Source organism: Candidatus Bipolaricaulota bacterium, from assembly GCA_021159055.1.
Taxonomy (GTDB): domain Bacteria; phylum Bipolaricaulota; class Bipolaricaulia; order UBA7950; family UBA9294; genus S016-54.
The window spans coordinates 22,313-44,299 of the sequence record JAGGSO010000091.1; the positions used below are offsets into that span (position 1 = coordinate 22,313).

24 protein-coding genes and 1 riboswitch are annotated in these 21,987 nt (G+C 63.4%); of the genes, 21 read left to right on the forward strand and 3 right to left on the reverse strand.

The features are described 5' to 3' along the window. Window positions 1-99 precede the first annotated feature (99 nt). Together J7J55_04635 and J7J55_04640 are read right to left on the reverse strand one after the other, a co-directional pair. Entirely contained in the window at window positions 100-1,386 is a 1,287-nt protein-coding gene (locus J7J55_04635; protein ID MCD6141984.1) for an MFS transporter, read from the reverse strand. Between the two features lie 2 nt (window positions 1,387-1,388). After that, window positions 1,389-2,090 (reverse strand): DUF554 domain-containing protein, encoded by a 702-nt coding sequence (locus tag J7J55_04640; protein ID MCD6141985.1) that lies wholly within the window; start codon window positions 2,088-2,090, stop codon window positions 1,389-1,391. Between the two features lie 145 nt (window positions 2,091-2,235). Here J7J55_04640 and J7J55_04645 point away from each other — a divergent pair, with 145 nt between their 5' ends. From J7J55_04645 to J7J55_04745, 21 genes are all read left to right on the forward strand, one after another. Further along, the gene (locus J7J55_04645) at window positions 2,236-3,123 is read left to right on the forward strand and encodes a carbohydrate kinase (protein ID MCD6141986.1); all 888 of its coding nucleotides are present in this window, start codon (window positions 2,236-2,238) and stop codon (window positions 3,121-3,123) included. Between the two features lie 155 nt (window positions 3,124-3,278). Continuing rightward, window positions 3,279-4,301: an ABC transporter substrate-binding protein gene (locus J7J55_04650; GenBank protein ID MCD6141987.1), complete on the forward strand. Its 1,023-nt coding sequence runs from the start codon at window positions 3,279-3,281 to the stop codon at window positions 4,299-4,301. A 58-nt stretch (window positions 4,302-4,359) separates the two neighbouring features. Then, window positions 4,360-6,045 carry an iron ABC transporter permease gene (locus J7J55_04655; protein ID MCD6141988.1) on the forward strand — a complete coding sequence of 562 codons (1,686 nt, stop codon included), beginning with the start codon at window positions 4,360-4,362 and terminating at the stop codon, window positions 6,043-6,045. A 9-nt stretch (window positions 6,046-6,054) separates the two neighbouring features. Next, the gene (locus tag J7J55_04660; protein ID MCD6141989.1) at window positions 6,055-7,146 is read left to right on the forward strand and encodes an ABC transporter ATP-binding protein; all 1,092 of its coding nucleotides are present in this window, start codon (window positions 6,055-6,057) and stop codon (window positions 7,144-7,146) included. Next, window positions 7,143-7,931, forward strand: coding sequence for an HAD family phosphatase (locus J7J55_04665; protein ID MCD6141990.1), 789 nt, complete (start codon window positions 7,143-7,145; stop codon window positions 7,929-7,931). Before J7J55_04660 ends, J7J55_04665 begins: the two co-directional genes overlap by 4 nt. Before the next feature lie 82 nt (window positions 7,932-8,013). Beyond that, window positions 8,014-8,853 carry a DNA alkylation repair protein gene (locus J7J55_04670; GenBank protein ID MCD6141991.1) on the forward strand — a complete coding sequence of 280 codons (840 nt, stop codon included), beginning with the start codon at window positions 8,014-8,016 and terminating at the stop codon, window positions 8,851-8,853. A 17-nt stretch (window positions 8,854-8,870) separates the two neighbouring features. Further along, window positions 8,871-9,614, forward strand: a complete 744-nt coding sequence (locus J7J55_04675) for a 3-oxoacyl-ACP reductase FabG (GenBank protein MCD6141992.1) — start codon at window positions 8,871-8,873, stop codon at window positions 9,612-9,614. Then, window positions 9,611-10,843 (forward strand): GNAT family N-acetyltransferase, encoded by a 1,233-nt coding sequence (locus tag J7J55_04680; protein ID MCD6141993.1) that lies wholly within the window; start codon window positions 9,611-9,613, stop codon window positions 10,841-10,843. Before J7J55_04675 ends, J7J55_04680 begins: the two co-directional genes overlap by 4 nt. Before the next feature lie 17 nt (window positions 10,844-10,860). Beyond that, window positions 10,861-11,094, forward strand: a complete 234-nt coding sequence (locus J7J55_04685) for a hypothetical protein (protein ID MCD6141994.1) — start codon at window positions 10,861-10,863, stop codon at window positions 11,092-11,094. An 86-nt stretch (window positions 11,095-11,180) separates the two neighbouring features. After that, a riboswitch (molybdenum cofactor riboswitch) is annotated at window positions 11,181-11,302 on the forward strand. Next, the gene (wtpA, locus tag J7J55_04690; protein MCD6141995.1) at window positions 11,292-12,254 is read left to right on the forward strand and encodes a tungstate ABC transporter substrate-binding protein WtpA; all 963 of its coding nucleotides are present in this window, start codon (window positions 11,292-11,294) and stop codon (window positions 12,252-12,254) included. Its footprint overlaps the riboswitch before it by 11 nt. A gap of 2 nt (window positions 12,255-12,256) precedes the next feature. Further along, window positions 12,257-13,033 carry an ABC transporter permease gene (locus tag J7J55_04695; protein MCD6141996.1) on the forward strand — a complete coding sequence of 259 codons (777 nt, stop codon included), beginning with the start codon at window positions 12,257-12,259 and terminating at the stop codon, window positions 13,031-13,033. Then, complete coding sequence (locus J7J55_04700) at window positions 13,030-14,088, forward strand: ABC transporter ATP-binding protein (protein ID MCD6141997.1); 1,059 nt, start codon at window positions 13,030-13,032, stop codon at window positions 14,086-14,088. Before J7J55_04695 ends, J7J55_04700 begins: the two co-directional genes overlap by 4 nt. 9 nt (window positions 14,089-14,097) lie before the next feature. Further along, a complete protein-coding gene (gene moaA, locus J7J55_04705) occupies window positions 14,098-15,069 on the forward strand; it encodes a GTP 3',8-cyclase MoaA (protein ID MCD6141998.1) in 972 nt (323 codons plus the stop codon). Between the two features lies 1 nt (window position 15,070). Continuing rightward, complete coding sequence (gene moaC, locus J7J55_04710; protein ID MCD6141999.1) at window positions 15,071-15,562, forward strand: cyclic pyranopterin monophosphate synthase MoaC; 492 nt, start codon at window positions 15,071-15,073, stop codon at window positions 15,560-15,562. Next, window positions 15,559-15,804, forward strand: a complete 246-nt coding sequence (locus J7J55_04715) for a MoaD/ThiS family protein (protein MCD6142000.1) — start codon at window positions 15,559-15,561, stop codon at window positions 15,802-15,804. Before moaC ends, J7J55_04715 begins: the two co-directional genes overlap by 4 nt. Next, window positions 15,804-16,223, forward strand: a complete 420-nt coding sequence (locus tag J7J55_04720; GenBank protein MCD6142001.1) for a molybdenum cofactor biosynthesis protein MoaE — start codon at window positions 15,804-15,806, stop codon at window positions 16,221-16,223. The genes J7J55_04715 and J7J55_04720 overlap by 1 nt, the downstream gene beginning before the upstream one ends. Before the next feature lie 14 nt (window positions 16,224-16,237). Then, window positions 16,238-17,464, forward strand: a complete 1,227-nt coding sequence (locus J7J55_04725) for a molybdopterin molybdotransferase MoeA (GenBank protein MCD6142002.1) — start codon at window positions 16,238-16,240, stop codon at window positions 17,462-17,464. Continuing rightward, complete coding sequence (gene mog, locus J7J55_04730; protein MCD6142003.1) at window positions 17,464-17,970, forward strand: molybdopterin adenylyltransferase; 507 nt, start codon at window positions 17,464-17,466, stop codon at window positions 17,968-17,970. The genes J7J55_04725 and mog overlap by 1 nt, the downstream gene beginning before the upstream one ends. Before the next feature lie 244 nt (window positions 17,971-18,214). Beyond that, window positions 18,215-18,988 (forward strand): basic amino acid ABC transporter substrate-binding protein, encoded by a 774-nt coding sequence (locus tag J7J55_04735; GenBank protein ID MCD6142004.1) that lies wholly within the window; start codon window positions 18,215-18,217, stop codon window positions 18,986-18,988. Between the two features lie 49 nt (window positions 18,989-19,037). Then, the gene (locus J7J55_04740; GenBank protein ID MCD6142005.1) at window positions 19,038-19,730 is read left to right on the forward strand and encodes an amino acid ABC transporter permease; all 693 of its coding nucleotides are present in this window, start codon (window positions 19,038-19,040) and stop codon (window positions 19,728-19,730) included. Window positions 19,731-19,780: 50 nt separating this feature from the next. Continuing rightward, a complete protein-coding gene (locus J7J55_04745) occupies window positions 19,781-20,374 on the forward strand; it encodes an amino acid ABC transporter permease (GenBank protein MCD6142006.1) in 594 nt (197 codons plus the stop codon). A 39-nt stretch (window positions 20,375-20,413) separates the two neighbouring features. Here the strand turns inward: J7J55_04745 and J7J55_04750 are convergent, their stop codons facing one another. Next, window positions 20,414-21,715 carry a TrpB-like pyridoxal phosphate-dependent enzyme gene (locus J7J55_04750; protein MCD6142007.1) on the reverse strand — a complete coding sequence of 434 codons (1,302 nt, stop codon included), beginning with the start codon at window positions 21,713-21,715 and terminating at the stop codon, window positions 20,414-20,416. Window positions 21,716-21,987 lie beyond the last annotated feature (272 nt).

Sequence of the window (21,987 nt, forward strand, 5' to 3'; positions counted from 1 at the left end):
AGCCGTCTCATGACTTTTCCGTCCGCGGACCCTAGTGCTAATTGCTAGGCACGGGCGGAAAAGCCGTTGCTAAACCGATAATAAAAGCCAAAGGAGACGTCAGTGATCAAACTCGTGCGGGCAAGAATCTCCTTTGGCCTCATCATCATGTCTGCCAGTATAGAGAGAATCACCCGGCATGTCAATACCTGGGCCGCGGTCTCCGGTGACGGCGAACCCAGCGGCGGCGATCAGCCCGAGCCCGGCGATCGCTCCCCACAGGATCATCGGCGTATGCGCAAATGCGTCGAACAGAAATCCACCGATGAACGGCCCGGCCGACCAGCCGAGGGACTCGGCGAGGCCGAAGAAGCCCATGTACCTGCCGGTCCGATCCGGCGGGGACATGTTCGCCACCGCGGTGGTGGCGCTCGGGGAGAACAGGACCTCGCCTGTGGTGATCACGATCATCAGCAGGAGGAGGATCGCATAGGAATGGGCGAGCCCGACGAAGAAGTACCCGCCGGCGAAGAACAGGCTCCCTGCGATCAACGCACGGCGGATTCCCACTCGGCGTGCGACCCGCGCCGCCGGCCACTGGAGCAGTACGACCACGATCCCGTTCAGGGTGTAAAGGAACCCGAGCTGAACATCGGTGATCCCGACGATCGTGGTGGAAAAGACCGAAAGGGTGCTGGCGAACTGTCCCATGACGAGGAACAGCGACAGGCTGAACAGGCAGAACAGAAGAAACTTTCGATCTCGTCCTGCCGCGAGGACCTGGCGGAGCACAAATCGCTCCGTCTCCCGCGTCTTGATCGACTCGGTGGTGAAAAGGAGGATCAGGACCATCCCGATGCCGGTCGCTGCCGCAGTGAGGACGAACAAAAGCGAGTAGGAGATCGAGATCAAGAACCCGCCCAATGCCGGGCCGATCGCCCAGCCTGCGTTTCCGCCGATCCGCAGCACCCCGAACGCCTCCACCCGTCGGGCCGCCGGGACGATGTCGGCGACCATCGCGCTCAGCGCCGGTTGGCTCACCGCACCGGCGAACCTGACGAGGAGGAATATCAACGCGAGGACGAGGTAATTGGCTTTGATGTAGACCAGTCCGGCCATCCCGAGGAAGAGCAAGGTCCGTATCCCCAGGGTGGAGGCGATGAGGGGCCGGCGCCCGAGCCGATCCGATAGCTCACCTCCGATGATCCGGCCAGCGGCGCTCACTCCGGCGGAGACGAGCATGATCGTCCCCACGATCCGCATCGGCACTCCGAGAACCCGGTAGAAATACAGGCTGACGAATGGCATCGCCGCCCCAAATCCGGCGGATACAATCATCTGAACAACGAACAGCGTCCACAAGCGGCGGTCGTACCCCGCAACCAGTGTGCGCAGCCGGGCGATCATGATCAGCCCCCGAACAGGTGGAACAGGACCGCGAGCGCAGGAGCGACCGCCAACGCGGGGAGGAGGTTGCCCGCCTTGAGATCCCGCAGGTCGAGGAGCTTGAACGCCAACGCAAGCAGGATGGCACCGCCGACAGCGTCCAGCTCAGCGAGCGGTGGCGCGGTGGCGGAGATGGTCGCTCCGGCGAAGAATCGCGCCGCCAGGCTCACTCCGCCCTGGTACACGAGGATCACCAGAACGGAGAAGAACACCCCCGGTCCGAGCCCGGCGACGAGGATCACCGACGAGATCCCGTCCATCACCGACTTGATCCCGAGAAGCTGCCAGTCGCCGTACAACCCATCCCGCAGCGCCCCGATCAGCGAGAGCGGTCCGACGCAGAAGAGGAGGCTGGCTGTCACGAACCCCTGCGGGATCGTCCCGTGCGCGAGCGTGGGGAAGCGACGCTCGATCGCCCTTCCCAGGTTCGCCAGCCGGTCCTCAAGCGAGAGCAGCGTTCCGATTCCACCGCCGATGATGAGGGAAAGGAGAAGGACGAGCACGTTCTGCGTCTCCAGTGCAAGCTTGATTCCAAGAACGATGGTGACGAGCCCGATCGCAGTAGTGGAAAAGCCGCTCAACCGATCGGAAATCCTCCGTCCGACGAGGAGACCGATCGCGCTCCCGAGGAGCACCGTACCTATGTTTATCCACGTCCCGATCATGCGGCAATCCTATCCGCCGCTTCGGTCCAGTACAACCCCGATCGCCGACGAAAAAACGGGTGGTGCAGCGTGCTTTGCTAACTTTGTAAATGACCGGCAAATTGGGGAATAATCTCCCGTAATCTACCCCACGGGAGGATGGAGCATGGATGAATACTTCGACGTGCTCGCGATCGGGCATGTGGCGAAAGACCGCAATATTGTAGGAGAGAAGAGCGAGATCGCCGCTGGTGGAGCAGTCTACTACGGCGGGATGGTCCTCCTTAGGCTCGGACTCCGCGTGGCGGTGATGACCCGCTTGGCGAAGGAGGACTTCGATATTCTGGACGAACTCAAGGAGGCAGGGGCTAAGATCTACGCATCGCCTGCACCCCAGACCTCAGGGATCGAGAATTTTCACCCTGATCCGAATTCGGACAGGCGAATATGCCGCCTCTTGGGGTTTGCCGGGCCGTTCCGGATCGCTGACATCCCTCCTGTAAGAGCGCGGATCTACTATATCGGCACGGTCGTTCCCGGCGAGGAGGACCTGCCGTTCATCAAGGAGATCGCCTCCCGTGGACCGATCGCCCTTGATCCGCAAGGGCACATGCGCAAGGAGATGGGGGAAGAGCTCATAAGCAATGGCTGGCCCCAGGCGAGGGAAGTGATTCCGCTCGTCCATTACCTCAAGGTCGATGATCGGGAAGCGGCTGCTCTCACCGGTGAACAGGATCGATTTAAGGCCGCGGAGGTGCTGCGAAGCTGGGGAGCGAAGGAAGTGGTCCTCACTCATCGAACAGGGGTGCTTGTGAACGCCGGGAATGAAGTGGTCGAGGCCCCGTTCCGGCCTAAGTCCCTTGCCGGACGAACCGGACGGGGAGACACCTGCTTTTCCTCCTACTTTGGGAGGAGGCTTCTCGGGGACTCCCCCGCAGCCGCAGCCCGGTTCGCCGCTGCCCTCACCACCATCAAGCTCGAGCGCCCGGGACCGTTTCGGGGGTCTTTGGAGGAAGTCGAAGCCCGCATGCGGGAGGAAATTCCTCCGCGCTGAGGCAGGGATCAAGGAGTTGTCACGTTCGACCGCGAGGCGTATAATGAGTTTGCGCAAACGCTAGCAGTTCGCAAAAGGGGGTGGTCACCGAACAACAGTCTTTCGCAGCGCAGATACAAGAGGAAACTGAGCGACAAAACGAAGGAGGCTGAAAGATGAAGAAAGCGTTGTTGATCCTTTCGGTGGCGTTGGTCCTCTTCACGGCCGCGTTCGCTCTTGGAGCGGCCAAACAGACCCTTCACATCTACACGGCGTTCGATGCCGATCAGGCTGAGGTTTACATCAAAGCGTTCGAGCAGTCCCACCCGGATATCGAGGTCAAGTGGGTGCGGCTATCCTCTGGTCAGGTCTTGGCCCGAATCCGCGCCGAGGCAGCCAACCCGCAGGCAAGCCTGTGGTTCGGTGGTTCGAACACCTCCCACATCGCGGCGGCCAAGGACGGGCTCCTCGCTCCGTACAAGGAGTCCCTCGCCTGGCAGTTCATGCCCAAGCAGTTCAAGGATCCTGATGGGTTCTGGGTCGGGCTCTACGTCGGCTACATCGGGTTCGTCTCCAACACCGAGTTCCTCAAGAAGGTGGGAGCGGAGGCTCCAACCTCCTGGCAGGATCTGCTGAAGCCCGAGTTCAAGGGAGAGATCTCCCTCGCCTACCCGTTTAGCTCCGGTACTGCCTACACCACCCTGTGCGGGATGCTGACTGCGATCGGCTCTCCTGAGCCCGGATTCGATCCTCAGGACGACGCCTACATCAAGGCATTCGATGCTCAGGTACACCATTACAACGAGTCCGGAAGCGCCTGCATCACTCAGGCCGGGCAGGGAGAGGTGGGGATCGGGATCGCCTTCTCGCATGACATCCTGAAGAAGGGGATTGCGAAAGGATTCCCGGTCGTCATGACGTTCCCCAAGGAGGGGACGAGCTACGAGATCGGCGGGATGGCTCTGATCAAGGGCGGCCCCGAGCCCGAGCTCGCCAAGATCTTCTACAATTGGGCCCTCTCCAAGGAGGCGCAAGACCTGTACAAGCAGTTCTACCGCATCCCGCTCAACCCGGAGGCCACGGTGGCCGAGGGGTGCGTCACTGCTTCCGATGTCAAGGTGCTTCCGATCGACCTTCTCTGGTACGGTGAGCACAAGGACGAGATCATCGATCACTGGCACGAGGTGACCGGCAAGTAAGCCGAACCCGAGCGCGGGGAGGCAGCGCTTCCCCGCGCGCTTTTTTACATGGGGACTTATGCGGATTTCCAGCTACCAACGCGAACTTCGGAATGAAGTCCGGCGTCTGATCCATGATCCGGTATTATTGGGCATCGTGCTCGTTGTCTTCGGGCTCCTCGCCGTGTTCATCGTCCTCCCCCTGGTGAAGGTGGTCCAGTTCAGCCTGTGGCCCGGGGGGCAGTTCAACCCGAAGTATTTCCTCAACTTCTTCCGCAAGAGCTACTACTGGCGCCCGTTGATCAACAGCATGATCGTCGGATCCCTGGTCTCACTGTTCGGCACGATCGTCGCATTCATCTTCGCTTACGGGATCACCAGGACCGACATCCCCGGGAAGGGGATCTTCCGGCTGATCGCGATGATGCCGATCGTGTCCCCTCCGTTTCTCATCGCCCTCGCCGCGATCTTGCTCCTCGGGCATCATGGGGTCGTCACTGAGGCGCTGCACTTGAATTGGGATATCTACGGTCTCCCCGGCCTCGTCCTCACGGAAACCCTGGCCTACTTTCCGATCGCGTTCATGATCCTCGAGGGAGTGCTGTCCAAGATCGATCCCGCAATCGAGGAGGCCGCCCTCGACATGGGGGCGTCCAAGCTGCGGACGTTCCTCACCGTAACCCTTCCGCTCGCCATCCCCGGGATTGCCAGTGCGATGCTCCTGGTGTTCATCCGCTCGCTCGAGGACTTCGGGAATCCGGTCGTGATCCAGGGGAATTTTCAGGTCCTTACCGTGGCCGCCTACCACGCCGTCACTGGGATGTACAACATGCCACTCGGGGCGACCCTGGCAATCTTCATGCTCATCCCGACGCTGATGATCTTCGTCGTTCAGAAGTACTACGTCGCGCGCCGCTCCTACGTCACCGTGACCGGAAAGCCGTCCGGGGTGGGACTGAAGTCGACCGAGCCACATGTGAAGTATCCTATCTTCGGGCTGATGATCCTGCTGAGCGGAGTGATCATCTTGCTCTACGGAGTGGTCCTGTTCGGCTCGTTCACCAAGATCTGGGGGATCGACCATACCCTCACCCTGAAGAACTACCAGTACGTGTTCAGCGTCGGCGGTCAGTATGTCCTTGACACGATCGAAATCGCCCTCATCGCCACCCCGATCGGGGGGATCCTATCCATGATCATCGCTTACCTCGTCGTTCGAAAGCGGTTCCTCGGCCGGGGGCTGATGGAGTTCGTCTCGATGCTCAACTTCGCCGTCCCTGGGGTCGTCGTCGGAATCGGTTACATCCTTGCGTTCAACACCCCACCCCTGCGGCTGACTGGGACGGCGCTGATCATCATCCTCGTGTTCATCTTCCGCCGCATGCCGGTGGGGATACGGGACGGGATCGCGCAGCTACAGCAGATCGATCCCTCCATCGAGGAGGCATCGAGCAGCTTGGGCGCGGGCTTCTTCCGCACGTTCACCCGCGTCACTCTTCCGCTCGTCGCGCCCGCGTTCCTGTCAGGGCTTGTGTACATCTTCGTCCGGTGCATGACCGCGATCTCGGCGGTGGTGTTCGTGGTATCGGCGAGCTGGCAGCTTTTGACAGTGGCGCTACTGTACGAAGTCGATCAGGCTAACCTGTCGGCCGCTGCTGCATATGGGTACGTGATCATCGCCATCGTTCTCGCCGCCATTGTGTTGATGCGGTTTGTCGTAGAGAAATTGTTCCAGAAAGGATTTTCGCCGATCGCGCGGGAATAGGAGAGAAAGATGAACGACGTCGTTGTCAGGTTTGAACACATCGTCAAGGTATTCGCAGAGGGGTCGAGCCGTGAGGTAAGAGCGGTCGACGATTTCTCCCTATCAGTGGGGAGGGGGAAGCTCGTCACCCTCCTCGGCCCGTCTGGATGTGGGAAGACGACGACCCTACGCATCCTCGCCGGCTTCGAATTCGCGACTTCCGGTGACGTCTATATCGAGGACAGGCGCGTCAACGACATCCCACCGCAGAAGCGGGATACATCGATGGTGTTCCAGTCGTACGGGCTCTTCCCGCACATGACGGTGTACGAAAACGTTGCCTACGGGCTGAAGGTTAAGCACGTTCCCAAGGTACAGATCAAGCGTCAGGTGGCCGAGGTATTATCCCTTGTTGGGTTGGAGGGGCTGGAGCGCCGCTCAGTCGGCCAGCTCTCCGGCGGGCAACAGCAGCGGGTCGCCCTGTGCCGAGCGATCGTCACCAAGCCTAAGGTCCTCCTGTTCGACGAGCCGTTGTCCAACCTCGATGCGAAGCTCCGCAAGGGGACCAGAGAACAGATACGGCGGCTGCAGCAGGAACTCGGGATCACGAGCATCTACGTCACCCACGACCAGGCTGAGGCGATGAGCATCTCGGACGCGATCGCGGTAATGAACGCCGGCCGGCTGCAGCAACTCGGTCCGGCCGAGGAGATCTATTCCCGTCCGGCGAATCGGTTCGTCGCCGACTTCATCGGTGAAGCGAACTTCCTCCCTGCCCGCATCACCGCGGTGTCGGACGGGCAAGTGACGATTCGGCTGTTCGAGCGCGATCTGACGGTGGAACAAGACACCCCGCGGTTCTCCCCGGGCGAGGAGGTGGATACGGTGGTGCGTCCCGAAGCGGTGGACGTCATCGGGGTAGGGGAAGGGGATGTCGATGCGGAGATCCTGTTCTCCCACTACACCGGTTCGGTAGTGCTGTATGCCTTGAAGCTTCCGGACGGAAACAGGATGGAGGTCCAGGTAGCGAACCCGAAGGAGCGCGGGCTCCTTCCGATCGGGACGGTGGTCGGGCTCCGCTTGCACCGCAAGAGTCTGCATCTCCTGAAGAAAGAGACGTGACCCGCTACCGCCTGTTTGCGTTCGACCTCGACGGGACCCTGCTTGCGCCCGATGGCGCGCTCCCAGATGACGTCCGGCAGTTCGTCCTCGAGATTTCCCGCTCCGCTCGCGTCACCATCGCTACCGGCCGCTCGCTCGCTTCAGCCCGGCCGTACATGGAAGAGCTCAAGGTGAGGACACCGGTGGTCATCTACCACGGGGCGGTCGTTTACGATCCGGTTCAGGCCAGGCCTCTTCGCGAGCTGCATATCCCCGGCCGGGAGGCGCGCCGCGCGTTCGCGACCGCACAGCGCTTTCCGGTTCATCCGCAGATCTACCGTGCAGTGGATGATCCAACGGTATACACCCCGCGGATCACCCCGCCGATCGAGGCGTTCGTGAGCAACGAAAACCTCAGGGCCGAGGAGGTACCGAATCCGGATGCTCTCCTCAGCACCGGACCGCTGAAGCTCCTGTTCATCGGGGAAGCGGACATCATCCCTGACCTCATCGCCACTCTGCGGGAGAGTGTGCCCGAAGTGACGACCGTGCGGGCAGCGCGAAACTACGTCGAGGTCCTCCCTCCCGGGATCTCCAAGGGAGATGGGCTTGCCTGGCTGTGTGATCACCTCGGAATCCCTCTCTCCCTCACCGTGGCAGTCGGAGACCAGGAGAGCGACCTCGACATGATCGAACGGGCCGGTCTCGGGGTGGCGATGATGGAAGGAGATCCGGCCATCCGGTCCCATGCTCAGGTGGTCGTCAAAAGCGTAATCGAGCTGCGTGACCTGCTCGACCTCCGATAGCCGTCCCGCGGCGGCGCACGCTTGACCGCAGGGAGAAGGATCGGTTTAATTGATTTATCGCTAGATTGAAGGAGGAGGGGGTATGCACGAAGCGATCGATCGGGCGGTGGGAGATGCGGTCGAAACTTTGCCTGAAATCCTCGCTGGGGCAGGAACCGGAGGGATCAGGTATGCGCTGCGGCGGATGGCCGCGGTCGGCGATCCCGCTGAGCTGTTGACGAAGGCGGCTGATTGGGCTGTGCATCCGGCACCGGAGATGCGACAGCTGGCGTGCGGCCTCGCCGTGCAGGGGTACAAGGCCGGGCGGAAGCAGGCGGTGGAGATCCTGCACCGGCTCTCCGCCGATGAGGAGCGGTCGGTACGAGACACGGCGGGGCGGGAGTGCGGGCGGCTCTTGTGCCGGGATTTCTCTCGCATGCTGGAAGAGATGTACGAATTTCGCACCGACCCTTCACCATGGGTGCGCCGGGCGGTGGCATTAGCGGCGATGACCGCGGGAAAGGAGCGACGGCTGGAGCGAGCCGAGCCTCTGTTGAAGCTCCTCGAACCCCTCCTGGCCGACCGCGCCCCTGAGGTGCGACGGAGCCTCGGTCCGGTAGCGATCGGGGGAGGTCTCCTGCGCTACTATCCGGAGATGACGTTCGAATACCTGGTGAAGTGGTCGACGGCGAACGATGAGCAGGTGCTGTGGAACGTGGCGATGTCGTTCTCCGGCCCCGGGGCAGTTCCGCTCGTGAAAAAGGCGCTGATCGTCCTGAGGCGGCTATCCCTCGATGAGCGGCGCTACGTCTGGCGGGCGGTCGCCTCGGCAATGTGGAAGCTCGGACGCAAGCGCCCGGAGATCGTGCGCCCCGAGCTCGCCCGTTGGCTGGAGGATGAACGGAGAGTGCGGGTAGCGCGCGCTGCGCTCAAGTACCTGTAGGTTATAATCCTGGAACTATGAACGAAACGAAGAAAGGCGCCATTGTAACAGGAAGCTCGCGCGGGATCGGGGCGGCAATCGCGGTGCGGTTGGCCGCCGCGGGGTACGGAGTATGCGTGAACTACGTCAATAACCGCGCCCGCGCTGAGGAGCTCGTGAAGCGGATAACCGATGAGGGTGGAGAAGCGTTCCCGTTCCAGGCCGACGTCTCCGATTTCGAGCAGGTTGCTGCTCTCGTCGAGGAGACGGTGAAGCGGTTCTCGGGGATCAGGATCGTGGTGAACAATGCCGGATTCTCCCAACACCGGACCGTGGAAGAGATGACGGTGGCCGATTGGGAGCGGTCGGTGGCGGTGAACCTGTCCGCCGCGTTCTACACGGTGAAGGCCGCCCTTCCCTACTTGAAGAGCGAGCCGTGGGGGAGGATCGTCAACATCTGCTCCCTGCGGGCGATGACCGGATCGGACCACGGGGCGCACTATGCCGCGGCCAAGTCCGGGTTGATCGGGCTGACCAAGTCGCTCGCGTTGGAACTCGCCCCCAACATCACGGTGAACGCGGTTTCGCCCGGGTACACCTACACCGACATGACGGCGAGGACGCTCGACGAGAAGGGCGATCAGATCTATTCCAAGATTCCGGCCCGTCGTGCCGCTCAGCCGGAGGAGATCGCCGCTCTCGTTGGGTTCCTCTGTTCCGAGGAGGCGGGCTACATCACCGGGGAGACGATCAACATCAACGGCGGAATCTACATGCGATGACCGACATCAGGGAGTACGACCCAGCCCGCGACTTCGAGGCCGTAAAGCGGATCTGGAGCGAGGTCGGATGGTTTCGCGGGGAGAAGCGGGAGGAGGAGGGCCTGCAGGCGCTCCTGGCCGTCGCGCGCAGCTGGGTGGGGGAGCTGGCCGGGAGTGTGGAATCGCACGTCGCGACCCTTACCGGAACGATCCTCTACCTCGACCGTGATCTCCCGTTCTCCGGGATCGCTGGGGTGACGACGAGTCGGATCGCCCGGCACCGCGGCCTCACGGCACGGCTCGTCGCACACGCGATCGCCCGCGCCGCCGAGGACGGCGCAGCGGTATGCGGCCTGGGAATGTTCGACCAGGGGTATTACGAGCGGTTCGGGTTTGGGACCGGATCCTACGAACACTCGTTCACCTTCGATCCCGCTGCCCTGCGGGTACCGGCTCCTCCCCGTGTCCCGCTTCGCCTCGGCCCGGATGACTGGGAGAGGATCCACGAAAATCGCCTCGCACGCCTGCGGCGACACGGGGGATGCAACATCACCCCACCTGGATTCACGCGGGGGGAGATGGTGTGGGGGAAGAACGGGTTCGGGCTCGGGTACGCGGATGAGTCCGGAGCGTTGACCCATCATCTGTGGATGTCGACGGAGAGCCCGGAGAGCGGGCCGTACGCGGTCCAGTGGATGGCGTACCGAAGTGGAGAGGAGCTGCGTGAGCTCCTCGCGCTTATCAAGACGCTGTCGGATCAGATTCCGGCGGTGCGGATGGTCGAGCCTCCCGGGGTGCAGCTGCAGGACTTCATCGACCGACCGTTCCGGCTGCGGCAGCTCACCCGGGGTGGGAGGTTCGAGGCGCGGGCGAACGCCACCGCATACTGGCAGGTGCGGATCCTCGATCTTGACGCATGCATCGGGGCGGTCAGGATCCCGGAGAAGATCGAGTTCAACCTCGAGCTTTCCGATCCGATCACCGATTACCTCCCGCCCGATGCCCCGTGGCGCGGGATCGGGGGAAAGTACGTGGTCCATCTCGGCCCGGAGTCGACCGTCCATCCGGGCCAGGCCCCCGGCCTTCCGGTACTGCAGGCGTCGGTAGGGGCGTTCACGCGGGGGTGGTTCGGGGTCCTTCCCGCAAGCGGTTTGGCAGTGAGCGATGAGTTCGCCGGGCCGGAGGAGCTGATCAAAGGGCTCGATCGCGTCCTCAGGCTTCCGGTTCCACATCCGGATTGGGACTTTTGAACGAGGAGGTGAGGCAAATGCGTACATTGGGCAGGTTCATCGCCGGCGGTGGGATCGCCGCGTTTTTCTTCTTCAGCTGGGTGATCGAGATGCTGTGGAACAGCATCGTCGTCGGGCACCTCGGGCTGTTCAAGCCGCTCAACTACTGGCAGGCGGCGGGGCTGTGGTTTCTGATCACGCTCCTGTTCGCCGGAGTCGGGATCGGCACCGGTCGCTCGGTCGTCTGGCGGGGATGGAGCACCCGCGATTGAGAGATACCGAACGCCGCTGTTTTAACTAGCGCCGTTCCGCTTGGCAAGCGGCTTCAGAATCTTTATTTGTCGCTTTTCGTCATGTATTATTTGGACATCTCCGACCTGTCGACCCTACGGGCATAGGGCCTATGGGAGGCAGGCGATAGGGTGTAGCGGGAAACGGCTGCGCCTCCCGTATTCGGAAAGGAGGTTTCATGAAGCTCCACACGGTGCTCCTCATCGGAGCGTTGATTCTCGCGTCGTTTCAGGTCTCGTTCCCTCAGGCAAACACAGGACCGCTCGTCATCTTCCACGCCGGCAGCCTCACCGTTCCGCTTAACCGGCTGATGAGCGCGTTCCAGGAGTCGCATCCCGGGGTTAGATTCGCCGCGGAGGGATCGGGGAGCCGTACCGTCGCCCGCAAGGTGAGCGAATTGGGCCGGCTTGCTGACATCGTCATGTCGGCCGATTACACGGTGATCGACGAGCTGTTGATCCCGGAGTTCGCGGACTGGAACATCGAGTTCGCCCGCAACACCATGGTGATCGCCTACACCGACAGGTCGGCGTACGCCGATGAGATCAGACCGGATAATTGGTACGAGGTTCTCACCCGTCCGGGCGTGATATACGGGCACTCGGATCCCGACGTCGATCCATGCGGCTACCGCACGCTGATGGTCTGGCAGCTCGCGGAGAAACACTATCAGATTCCCGGACTCTATCAGAAGCTGGTTGATCATTGTCCGCCGGGGAACGTGCGCCCAAAATCGGTGGAGCTGATCGCTCTCCTTCAATCCGGGGACATGGACTACGCGTTCGAGTACCGTTCGGTGGCGGTACAACACGGACTTAAGTTCGTAGAACTCCCGGACGAAATAGACCTGAGCCGGGCGGAGTACGCCGACTTCTACGCCGAGGCGAAAGTACCCATCAGCGGAGAGGCACCAGGAACCACGATCACCAAGATCGGCAAGCCAATCGTCTACGGAATGACCATCCCAAAGAACGCCCCGCATCCGGCGTTGGCAGCGGAGTTCGTCGCGTTCGTCATCGGCCCGCCGGGACAAAGGATCCTCTCCGAGCTCGGCCAGCCGCCGATCGTGCCCGCAGTGGCAGAACGCGGATGGGACAAGGTGCCGCCGGCGCTCCGCGCGCTCACCGCGCCGGAGGGATAACGATGCGATCGATGGGGATGAAAGCGGGCTTTGCCGTCCTCGGTGGAGCCCTGCTCCTGTTCATCCTATGGCCGCTTGCCAGGACGATCTTCTCCACCTCTCCCCGCTCCCTATGGGAGACGATACTCGACCCCCAGGTGCGGGGCGCGATCGGGCTGACGTTCTATGCCTCGGCGATCGCCACCGCCATCGCGATCCTGACCGGGGTTCCGCTCGCTTATCTCCTCGCCCGCCATGACTTCCCGGGCAAGAGCCTGGTCGAAGGGCTGATCGATCTTCCGATCGTCGTTCCCCACACCGCGGTCGGAATCGCGCTTCTCATGGTGTTCGGCCGTTCAGGGGCGCTGGGGAAGGCGTTCGCGGCGATCGGAGTGCGGTTCGTATCATCGGTCCCCGGGATCGTGATCGCGATGCTGTTCGTCAGCATGCCGTTCTTGGTGAACGCCGCCCGCGACGGGTTTGCTGCGGTCGACCCGCGGCTGGAGCGGGTGGCGCGCACCCTGGGAGCCGGGCCGTGGACCGCGTTCTGGAAGGTGGCGCTCCCCCTCTCCCGTCGGAGCATCCTCTCCGGGACGATCCTCATGTGGGCACGGGGCCTGAGCGAGTTCGGGGCGGTCGTGATCCTCGCCTACCACCCGATGGTCGCTCCGGTCCTCCTCTACGAGAGGTTCGAGTCGTACGGCCTCAACTACGCCCGGCCGGTGGCGGTGTGGGTGATCCTCTCCTCGCTCGTGGTGTTCGTCGGGCTGCGGGCTGTAGCGGGAAGGAGGAAGAAATGAGGGCCGGAGAGCTGTCGGTACTGGGTCTCGAGGTTAAGGCGGGCGAGTTCAGGCTCGACGGGATCGATCTCTCCGCCAGCGGCGGTGAGTACCTCGTCATCCTCGGGCCGACCGGAGCGGGGAAGACGATCCTGCTGGAGGCGATCGCCGGGATACGGCGGGTGCGGCAAGGGAAGATCATCCTGTCCGGGGAGGACGTGACGCACCTCCCGCCGGAGAAACGGAGCATCGGGTTCGTGTATCAGGACTACGCCCTGTTTCCACACCTCTCCGCGTTCGGGAACATCGCGTTCGGGCTGCGGCTCCGCCGGGTGAAGAGACCGGAGATCGACCGCCGGGTCAGAGCGATGGCGCGTCTCATCGGGATCGAAGACCTTCTCCCCCGGGCGATCGCCGGGCTCAGCGGCGGGGAGAAACAGCGCGTCGCCCTCGCCCGCGCCCTGGTCGTCTCCCCACGTGCGCTGCTCCTCGACGAACCCCTGTCCGCGCTCGATCCCCAGCACCGCGAGGAGCTGCAGCGGGTGCTCGCCCGGATCCACCGCGAGATCTCTCCGACCACCGTGCACGTGACACACGACTTCGAGGAGGCGGTCTCGCTCGGAGATCGGATCGCGGTCATGGAGGGAGGGAGGATCGTACAAGCGGGGACGGTCCATGAGATCTTCCGGCGGCCCAATTCGCCGTTCGTCGCCCGGTTCGTGGGAGCGCGCAACGTATTCGCCGGGAAAGTAATCGCGGGAGAAGGTGGGGAAGCGAGGTTCATCATCGATGGGACAGCCGTTTCCGTCGTAACTGATCTCAGAGGTCCGGTGCACGCCGCGGTCCGGCCGGAGGACATCCTGATCTCGCGTGCCCCGCTTCAATCGAGCGCGAGAAACTCGTTCCGCGGGCGGATCACCGAGATCGTCGATCGGGGGATGATCTCCTACGTGCGGGTGAATGTGCCGCCGGAATTCATCTGCGCCGTCACCCGCCAGTCGATCGCTCAAATGGACCTGAACGCCGGGATGGAGGTATACATATCGTTCAAGGCGTCGGCGGTGCACGTCTTCTAAGGGGGAATGATGGAAAACATCGACCGGTTTGGAAGGAGGATCACCTACCTGCGCATCTCGGTCACCGACCGGTGCAATCTCCGCTGCATCTACTGCATGCCCGCCTCCGGCGTGCCGTGGCGTCCCCACGCCGAGATCCTGCGGTACGAGGAGATCGTGCGGATCGCGCGTGCCGCCGCTGGCATCGGGATAAGGAAGGTCCGCCTCACCGGGGGAGAACCGCTCGTGCGGGAGGGGATCGTCGAGCTCGTCCGGGAGCTCCACCGGATCCCGGGAATCGATGAAATTGTGATGACAACGAACGGGGCGCTCCTTTCCCGCTACGCGGAGGCCCTGGCCGCCGCCGGGCTTGCCCGGGTGAACATCAGCCTCGACTCGCTGCGGGCGGATCGGTTCAGAAAGATCACCCGCGTGGGAAACCTGGAGGAGACCCTGGCCGGGATCCGCGCGGCGCAGGGGACGGGGCTCTCGCCGGTGAAGTTGAACACGGTGGTAATGCGCGGGATAAATGACGATGAGATCGCCGACCTGGCGGGAAAATCGTTGGAGGGATTGACCGTGCGGTTCATCGAGTGGATGCCGATCGGGGGCGTGCCCGCCGGATTCGCCGGCAAGTTCGTCCCCGGGGATGAGATCAAAGCGAGGATCGAGGAGCGGTTCGGCCCGCTCGTAGAGGTGCGCGCCGAGGGCCCGGCGCGCGTCTATCGAATACCCGGGGCGGCAGGGGAGATCGGTCTGATAACCGCGTTGAGCGCCCCGTTCTGCGATCGGTGCAACCGGATGCGGATCACCGCGGACGGGAAGCTGCGCCCGTGCCTCCTCTCCCCGGTCGAGATCGATCTCAAGGGACCGCTCCGCGCCGGAGCGGACGAAGAGGAGCTTTCCGCGCTCCTGAAGGAGGGGATCAAGCGCAAGCCGTATGCCCACGGGATGGTGCGCGACTTTCCCCGCGATCGAGCGATGTCCGAGATCGGAGGTTGAGATGGATGAACGCAGGCTGACCCACCTGGACGATGCCGGACGGGTACGGATGGTCGATGTGAGCGGCAAGGGCGACACCGTGCGGGAGGCGGTAGCGCGGGGGAGGATCGAGATGTCCCCCGCGACCTGTCGGATGATCACGGAAGGAAAGATCGAAAAGGGGAACGTCCTCACCACGGCTCAGCTCGCCGGGATCATGGCAGCGAAGCGAACCGGGGAGCTGATCCCGCTCTGCCATCCCCTTCCTCTGACCGATGTCGACGTACGGCTTGACGCGCGCCCCGACGCCGGGGTCATCGAGATCGAAGCCCGCGCCAAGTGCGTGGGCAAGACAGGAGTGGAGATGGAGGCCCTCACCGCGGTTGCGACAGCGGCGCTCACGATCTACGACATGGCGAAGGCGGTCGAGCGGACGATGCGCATCACCGATATCCGCCTGGTGCGCAAGAGCGGGGGGAAGAGCGGGGAGCTCGTGCTCGAGGAGGAGGGATGAAGGTCACGGTGCTGCTGTTCGCCGCGTTGCGCGAGGCGGCGGGAACGAGCGAGCTTGATCTCAACCTCGCGGACGGGACCACCATCTCCGGACTGATCTCCCGCCTGGAGCGCGATCATCCGGGGCTGGCGGCTCACCTCCCCCACGCCAAGCCGGCGGTGAACCGCCGACTCGTTGACGGGGCGAGGATCCTGCACGACGGCGATGAAGTCGCGTTCCTCCCTCCGGTGGGAGGTGGATGATGGATGACCATATCAGGATAACGGAGTCCCCGATCGATCCCGATGAGATCGTCTCCCTGCTCACCCACCCCGAAATCGGAGCGGTGGCGACCTTTGTCGGGGTGGTGCGGGGCGAGGAGAACGGGGAGAGGATCTCGCACCTGGAGTACGAGGCCTACACCGAGATGGCCGAGGAGGCGCTGCGCGGTATCATAACCGAGGTGAAACACCGGTGGCCGGAGATCCGCCAGGTGGCGATCGTGCACCGGATCGGGAAACTTGCGGTGGGGGAGATCGCGGTGGTGATCGGGGTATGCGCCGCTCATCGAAGCGGGGTGTTCTCCGCCCTCGGCTACGCGATCGACCGGCTGAAACAGACAGTCCCCATCTGGAAGAAAGAGGTGGGAGAAAGGGGAATAAGATGGAAGTCGGAGATGTGACCGGGATCTACCCGATGCTGAGCGTGGAGGAGGCGCGGGCCCGAATCCTCGCCCGGATTCGCCCGTTACCGGCGGAGCCCGTCCGAATCACGGACGGGCTCGGGAGGGTGACGGCCGAGGATGTGATTGCTGGGTACGATATTCCACCGCACGCGAACACGGCGATGGACGGCTACGCCGTTCGGGCGGCGGATACCATCGGGGCGAGCCCGGATAACCCCGTCCGTCTGCGGGTGATCGCCGATCTTGCCGCCGGTTACGTCGCGGACAAGGAGGTCGTCCCGGGGACGGCGATCCGGATCATGACCGGCGCCCCGATCCCCACGGGAGCGGACGCGGTCGTCCGGTTCGAACAGACTAAGCAGGACGGGGATTACGTGGAGATCATGACCGCGGTCCCGGTCGGCAAAGACGTCCGGCCGGCAGGGGAGGACGTGCGGGCCGGGGAGACCGTCATCCCGCGGGGTACGATCCTCCGCCCACCGGAGATCGGGATGCTCGCCGCGCTCGGGTGCCGGGAGATCGCCGTCACCCGCCGCCCGCGGGTGGGGATCCTCGCCACCGGGGACGAGCTCGTCGGGATCGACGATTCCCTCACCCCGGGGAAGATCAGGAACGCGAACACCTATTCCAACGCGGCCCAGGTGCAAAGATACGGGGGGATCCCGGTGATGCTCGGGATCGCCCGCGACCGGGAACGGGAGATCGCGGAGAAGCTGCGGAAGGGCCTCGAACAGGGGGTCGATCTCCTCCTCGTCTCCGGCGGGGTGTCAGTCGGGGACTTCGACGTGGTGAAGAAGGTCCTCGCCGCCGAGGGGAGGATCGAGTTCTGGCGGGTGCGGATGAAGCCGGGAAAGCCGCTCGCGTTCGGATACCTGAACTTCAACGGAAGAGAGGTCCCGGTGATTGGGACGCCGGGGAATCCGGTGTCGACGATGGTCTCGTTCGAGATGTTCGCCCGCCCGGCGATCCTGAGCCTCCTCGGGGCACGCAACCTCGATCCGATTGTGATATGGGCCCGGCTCGCCGATGAGATCCCCCAAAAGGACTCCCGCCGCCACTACGTGCGGGTGCGGCTCGAAGACCGGGATGGAGAATACGTGGCGCACCTCACCGGGGATCAGGGCTCGGGGATCCTATCGTCGATGGTCAAGGCGGACGGCCTGGCGGTGATCCCCGAAGACTGGGACCGCGCCGATCAAGGAGCGCGGGTGCGCGTGATCCTGCTCGGGAGCCTGTGATGAAGATCAGAGTCGGTATCCTCACCGTCAGTGACCGTTCGTTCCGCGGGGAGCGGGCCGATGAGAGCGGGCCGACGATCAAGCGGCTGGTGCTTGAGCAGCTCGACGCCGTGGTGGAGGCCGAGGGGCTCGTCCCGGACGAGCGGGAAGAGATAGCGGACAAGCTCATCGAGTGGTGCGACGAGAAGAGACTCGATCTGATTCTGACAACCGGCGGGACTGGATTCGGACCACGTGACATCACCCCGGAGGCGACCAAGGATGTGATCGAGCGCGAGACGCCGGGGTTCCCCGAGGCGATGCGGATGGAGGGGTTCAGGATAACCCCGCACGCGCTCCTCTCCCGCGCCACCGCTGGGATCAGGGGGCGGACGTTGATCATCAACCTGCCCGGGAGTCCGAAGGCGGTGGCGGAGGGATTGGAGGTCATCCTTCCCGCCCTTCCCCACGCGGTCGAGACCGTACGCGGCGGCGGCTCCGACCATCGCTTCCACCCGCATACTTGACAATTCGATCCGCCGCTGCTACAGTAGGGGCATCTCAAATTGTGGAGGTGGTCGTCATGCAGACGATCTCGTGCAGTAGAGGAACCGGCTTCACCCGTATCATCCTTTCCGTCCACTTCCACGCCCATCACGCCCCGGTCCGGGGCCATCTAAGCTAAACCCATTTCAGACTTTTCTTTCTTGCGCTGTCTCGGTCCGATTGGATCGTAGGCAAAACTATAACTTAATAACTTAGGAGGTTAGTATGCTTATTCAGCGCTTTGTGCTGGTTGCGGTATTGGTGATGGGCGTATGCGTAGCGGGATTCGGCGGGGACAAGCCGGTGTACGTTGACGGAATCGACGCGGCGTTTCCCCCGTTCTCGTACATCGATAAGAACGGGAACCCGACCGGGTTCGACGTGGAGGCCATCCAATGGATCGCCAACGAGATGGGGTTCGAGGTGAAGATCGTGCCGGTCGATTGGGACGCGATCATCCCGACGCTGAAGGCAGGGAACATCGACCTGATCGCCTCCGGGATGACGATCACCCCGGAGAGGCAAAAGCAGGTCGATTTCACCGACCCATACTGGCGGATCAACCTCGCGGTCGTGGTGCGAGAGGTAAAAGGGGATGATGGCGCTCTCGTCCCCCAGTACAACATCTTCTCCGCCGTCGCCCCCGGGCGGACGATCGGGGTGCAGCGCGGGACCACGTCGCAGGACTGGCTGACCGAGAACCTGATCGACGCCGGGGTCGGCATCAAGCTCAAGCTGTACGACAACTTCCTCCTCGCGTTGGAGGATCTCCTCATCGGTCGGATCGACGCTGTGGTGATGGACGAGCCGACGGCGCGGTCCGCGATCGCCGGGAAGAGAGCCGCGGTAGTGGGGACGATCGAGACCGGCGAGATCTACGGCTACGCCGTGCGGAAGGGGGACACGAAGCTCCTCTCCCTCCTGAACGAGGGACTGCGCCGGCTCAAGGCGTCCCCGGAGTGGGACAAGTTGGTGCAGAAGTGGTTGATCGGCGGGTGATCCGCCTGCGGGCGGGAGGGAGGAGATTCCTCCCCCCGCCCACTTCACGATGGATCTCAATATCCTGCAACTGATCCGTGACTCCCTCCCTGCCCTCCTGCGCGGGGCGCGGGTGACGGCGGAACTGGTCGGAGCCTGCCTCGGGATCGGGTTTGGGATCGGCGTTCCCCTCGCGCTCCTTCACGTCTACGGCCCACGCTGGTCCCGCCCGGTGCTCGCGGTCTACGATCGGGTCTTCCGCGGGTTTCCGGCGTTGGTCCTCCTCTTCCTCTTCTACTTCGGGATCGGGAGCTTCCCTGGTGTTCACCTCTCCCCCACCCTCGCCGTCCTCCTCGCGCTTGGGCTGCGGAGCGGCGCCTACCAATCCCAGATCTATCGTGGCAGTCTGCTTGCGGTGGCACGGGGGCAGGTGGAGGCAGCACGGGCCATCGGACTCACTGGAGGACAGGCGGTGCGCTACATCGTCATCCCCCAAGCGGCCTACTTCTCCCTTCCCGGTCTTGCCAACGAGTACTCGATCCTGCTCAAGGACACCGCCTTGGCGTTTGTTGTAGGGGTGGTGGAGCTCTTCACCCAGGGGAAGTTCATCGCCGTGCGCACCTACGCCGTCCTCCCGATCTACGGGACGGTGGGAGCGATCTACCTCTTTCTCACCTACGGCGGGATCCTCGTCTTCCGCGGGGCGGAACGGGCGATCCGCATCCCGGGGATGAGTGGAGCACGCCGCAGGAGGCCGGAGTGAACGAAATCGTGCGCTTCTTCCCCCAGCTCCTCTCCGGGCTGGGGGTCACCATGGAGCTGGTCGTCACCGCCGCTCCGGCCGGGTTCTTGATCGGAATCTGCGTCGCCTTGGCGGAAGTCTACGGCGGCCCGTTGCTCGCCCCGTTTGCCTACACTTACCAGATACTCTTCCGCGGGACGCCCCTCCTGCTGCAGCTGTTTGTCATCTATTACGGGCTGCCCCATGCGGGGATCGTCCTCTCTCCGCTCGCGGCCGCGATCGCCGGGTTCAGCCTGTGCAGCGGTGCGTATCACTCCGAGTACATGCGCGGGGCGCTCTTGTCCATCCCGCACGGGCAGTGGGAGGCGGCACGCGCGCTCGGGATGGGACGGCTCAAGACGATCGCGTTCGTCATCATCCCCCAGATGGTGCGCCGCGCCCTCCCCGGCTCGACGAACGAGTTCATCTACCTGATCAAGTACTCCTCCCTCGCCTACCTCGTCACGGTGATCGAGCTCACCGGGGAGGGGAGGTTGATCGCCTACAAGACGTTCCGGTTCTTCGACGCGTTCCTGGTCGTGGGGCTGATCTACCTCGGGCTCGTCTCGCTCGCAGCGCGCGGGCTGGAGGCGATTGAGCACAAGCTGGAGATTCCCTCTGCCTGAACGGAACGGCCGGGTGGAGACCCACCCGGCCGCGGAAAGTCAGCTCGTGCGCACCAATCGACCAGCGAGATAGGCGGTGTATGCCGCCATGTCGAAGTGGCCGTGACCGGAGAAGCCGATCAGGATCACCCGTTTCTCGTCGCGGCGGGCCGCATCGCGGGCGAGCTCCATCGCCGCGTGCACCGCGTGCGCCGTCTCCGGGGCGGGGATGATCCCCTCGAGCCGCGCAAACGTGACCGCGTCGCTGAACACGTCCACCTGGTCGTACGCCACCGGACGGATGAGCCCGTCCTCCACCAACCGGGTGATGATCGGGGCCATCCCGTGGTAGCGGAGCCCGCCGGCGTGGATCGGAGGCGGGACGAACTCATGCCCGAGGGTGTGCATCCGCAGCATGGGCGTCATCTTGGCGGTGTCGCCGTAATCGTAGCGAACCTCCCCCTTGGTGATCGTCGGGCAGGCGGTCGGCTCGACGGCGACGAACTCCACCTTTCGCCCACGTTTTTGAGAATCGTACAGGAAGGGAAGCATCAATCCGCCGAAGTTCGATCCTCCGCCGACGCAGCCGACGACTGCATCCGGATATTCGCCGGCCTGTTCCATCTGGGCGAGCGCCTCCTGCCCGATCACCGTCTGGTGAAGGAGCACGTGGTTGAGGACGCTCCCGAGCGAGTACTTCGCCCCGGTCGCCATCGCCTCCTCGATCGCCTCGGAGATCGCGATCCCGAGCGAGCCTGGGGAATCCGGATCCTTCTCCAGCACCGCTCGTCCGGCGTTCGTTCGGTCGGACGGGGACGGGACGATCTGACCACCGTAGGTCTCGATCATCGCCTTCCGGTACGGCTTCTGATCGTAGGAGATCCTGACCATGAACACGGTCAGATCGATCCCGAGTGCCTGGCAGGCGAACGCCAGGGCGCTCCCCCATTGCCCGGCCCCGGTCTCGGTGGTGAGGCGCTTCGTCCCCTCGACCTTGTTGTAGTACGCCTGGGCGACCGCGGTGTTCGTCTTGTGGGAGCCGGTCGGACTCGCTCCCTCGTACTTGTAGTAGATGTGAGCCGGGGTGGCGAGTGCCCGCTCCAGGTTCAGCGCCCGATAGACCGGGGTCGGCCGCCACAGCCGGTAGATCTCCTGCACCTCAGCCGGGATGTCGATGAACCGATCGGTCGCTACCTCCTGCTCCACGCACGTCTTGGCAAAGAGCGCGGTGAGCGCCTCGGGCGAGAGCGGCTCCTGGGTCCGCGGGTCGAGCGGCGGATCGAGCGGCCGGTCGAGGTCGGCAAGCACATTATACCATCTGGTAGGAAGCTCATGTTGGTCTAAATTAAATATTCTCTGCATAGTGACGTCTCCTTTCTCATTCAGGATTGAATTTGATCTGATGAACCGCGAAAAGGAATCAGCGACGCCACCAGGGCTCGAACGGAGGGACGAAGAGGCAGGTCAGGCAGATGGAAGGATCAGTGTCCCCAAACACAGCTCCTTAACTGCAATGTATACGCCATAGCGACATAACTTTAGCACGCGTTCCTCTGGTTGTCAAGCAGTCGTTCTTGGTGCACCAAGATCGGCCTCTTGACAGAAGGAGTGATTCGTGCTATACTACGGTTAGC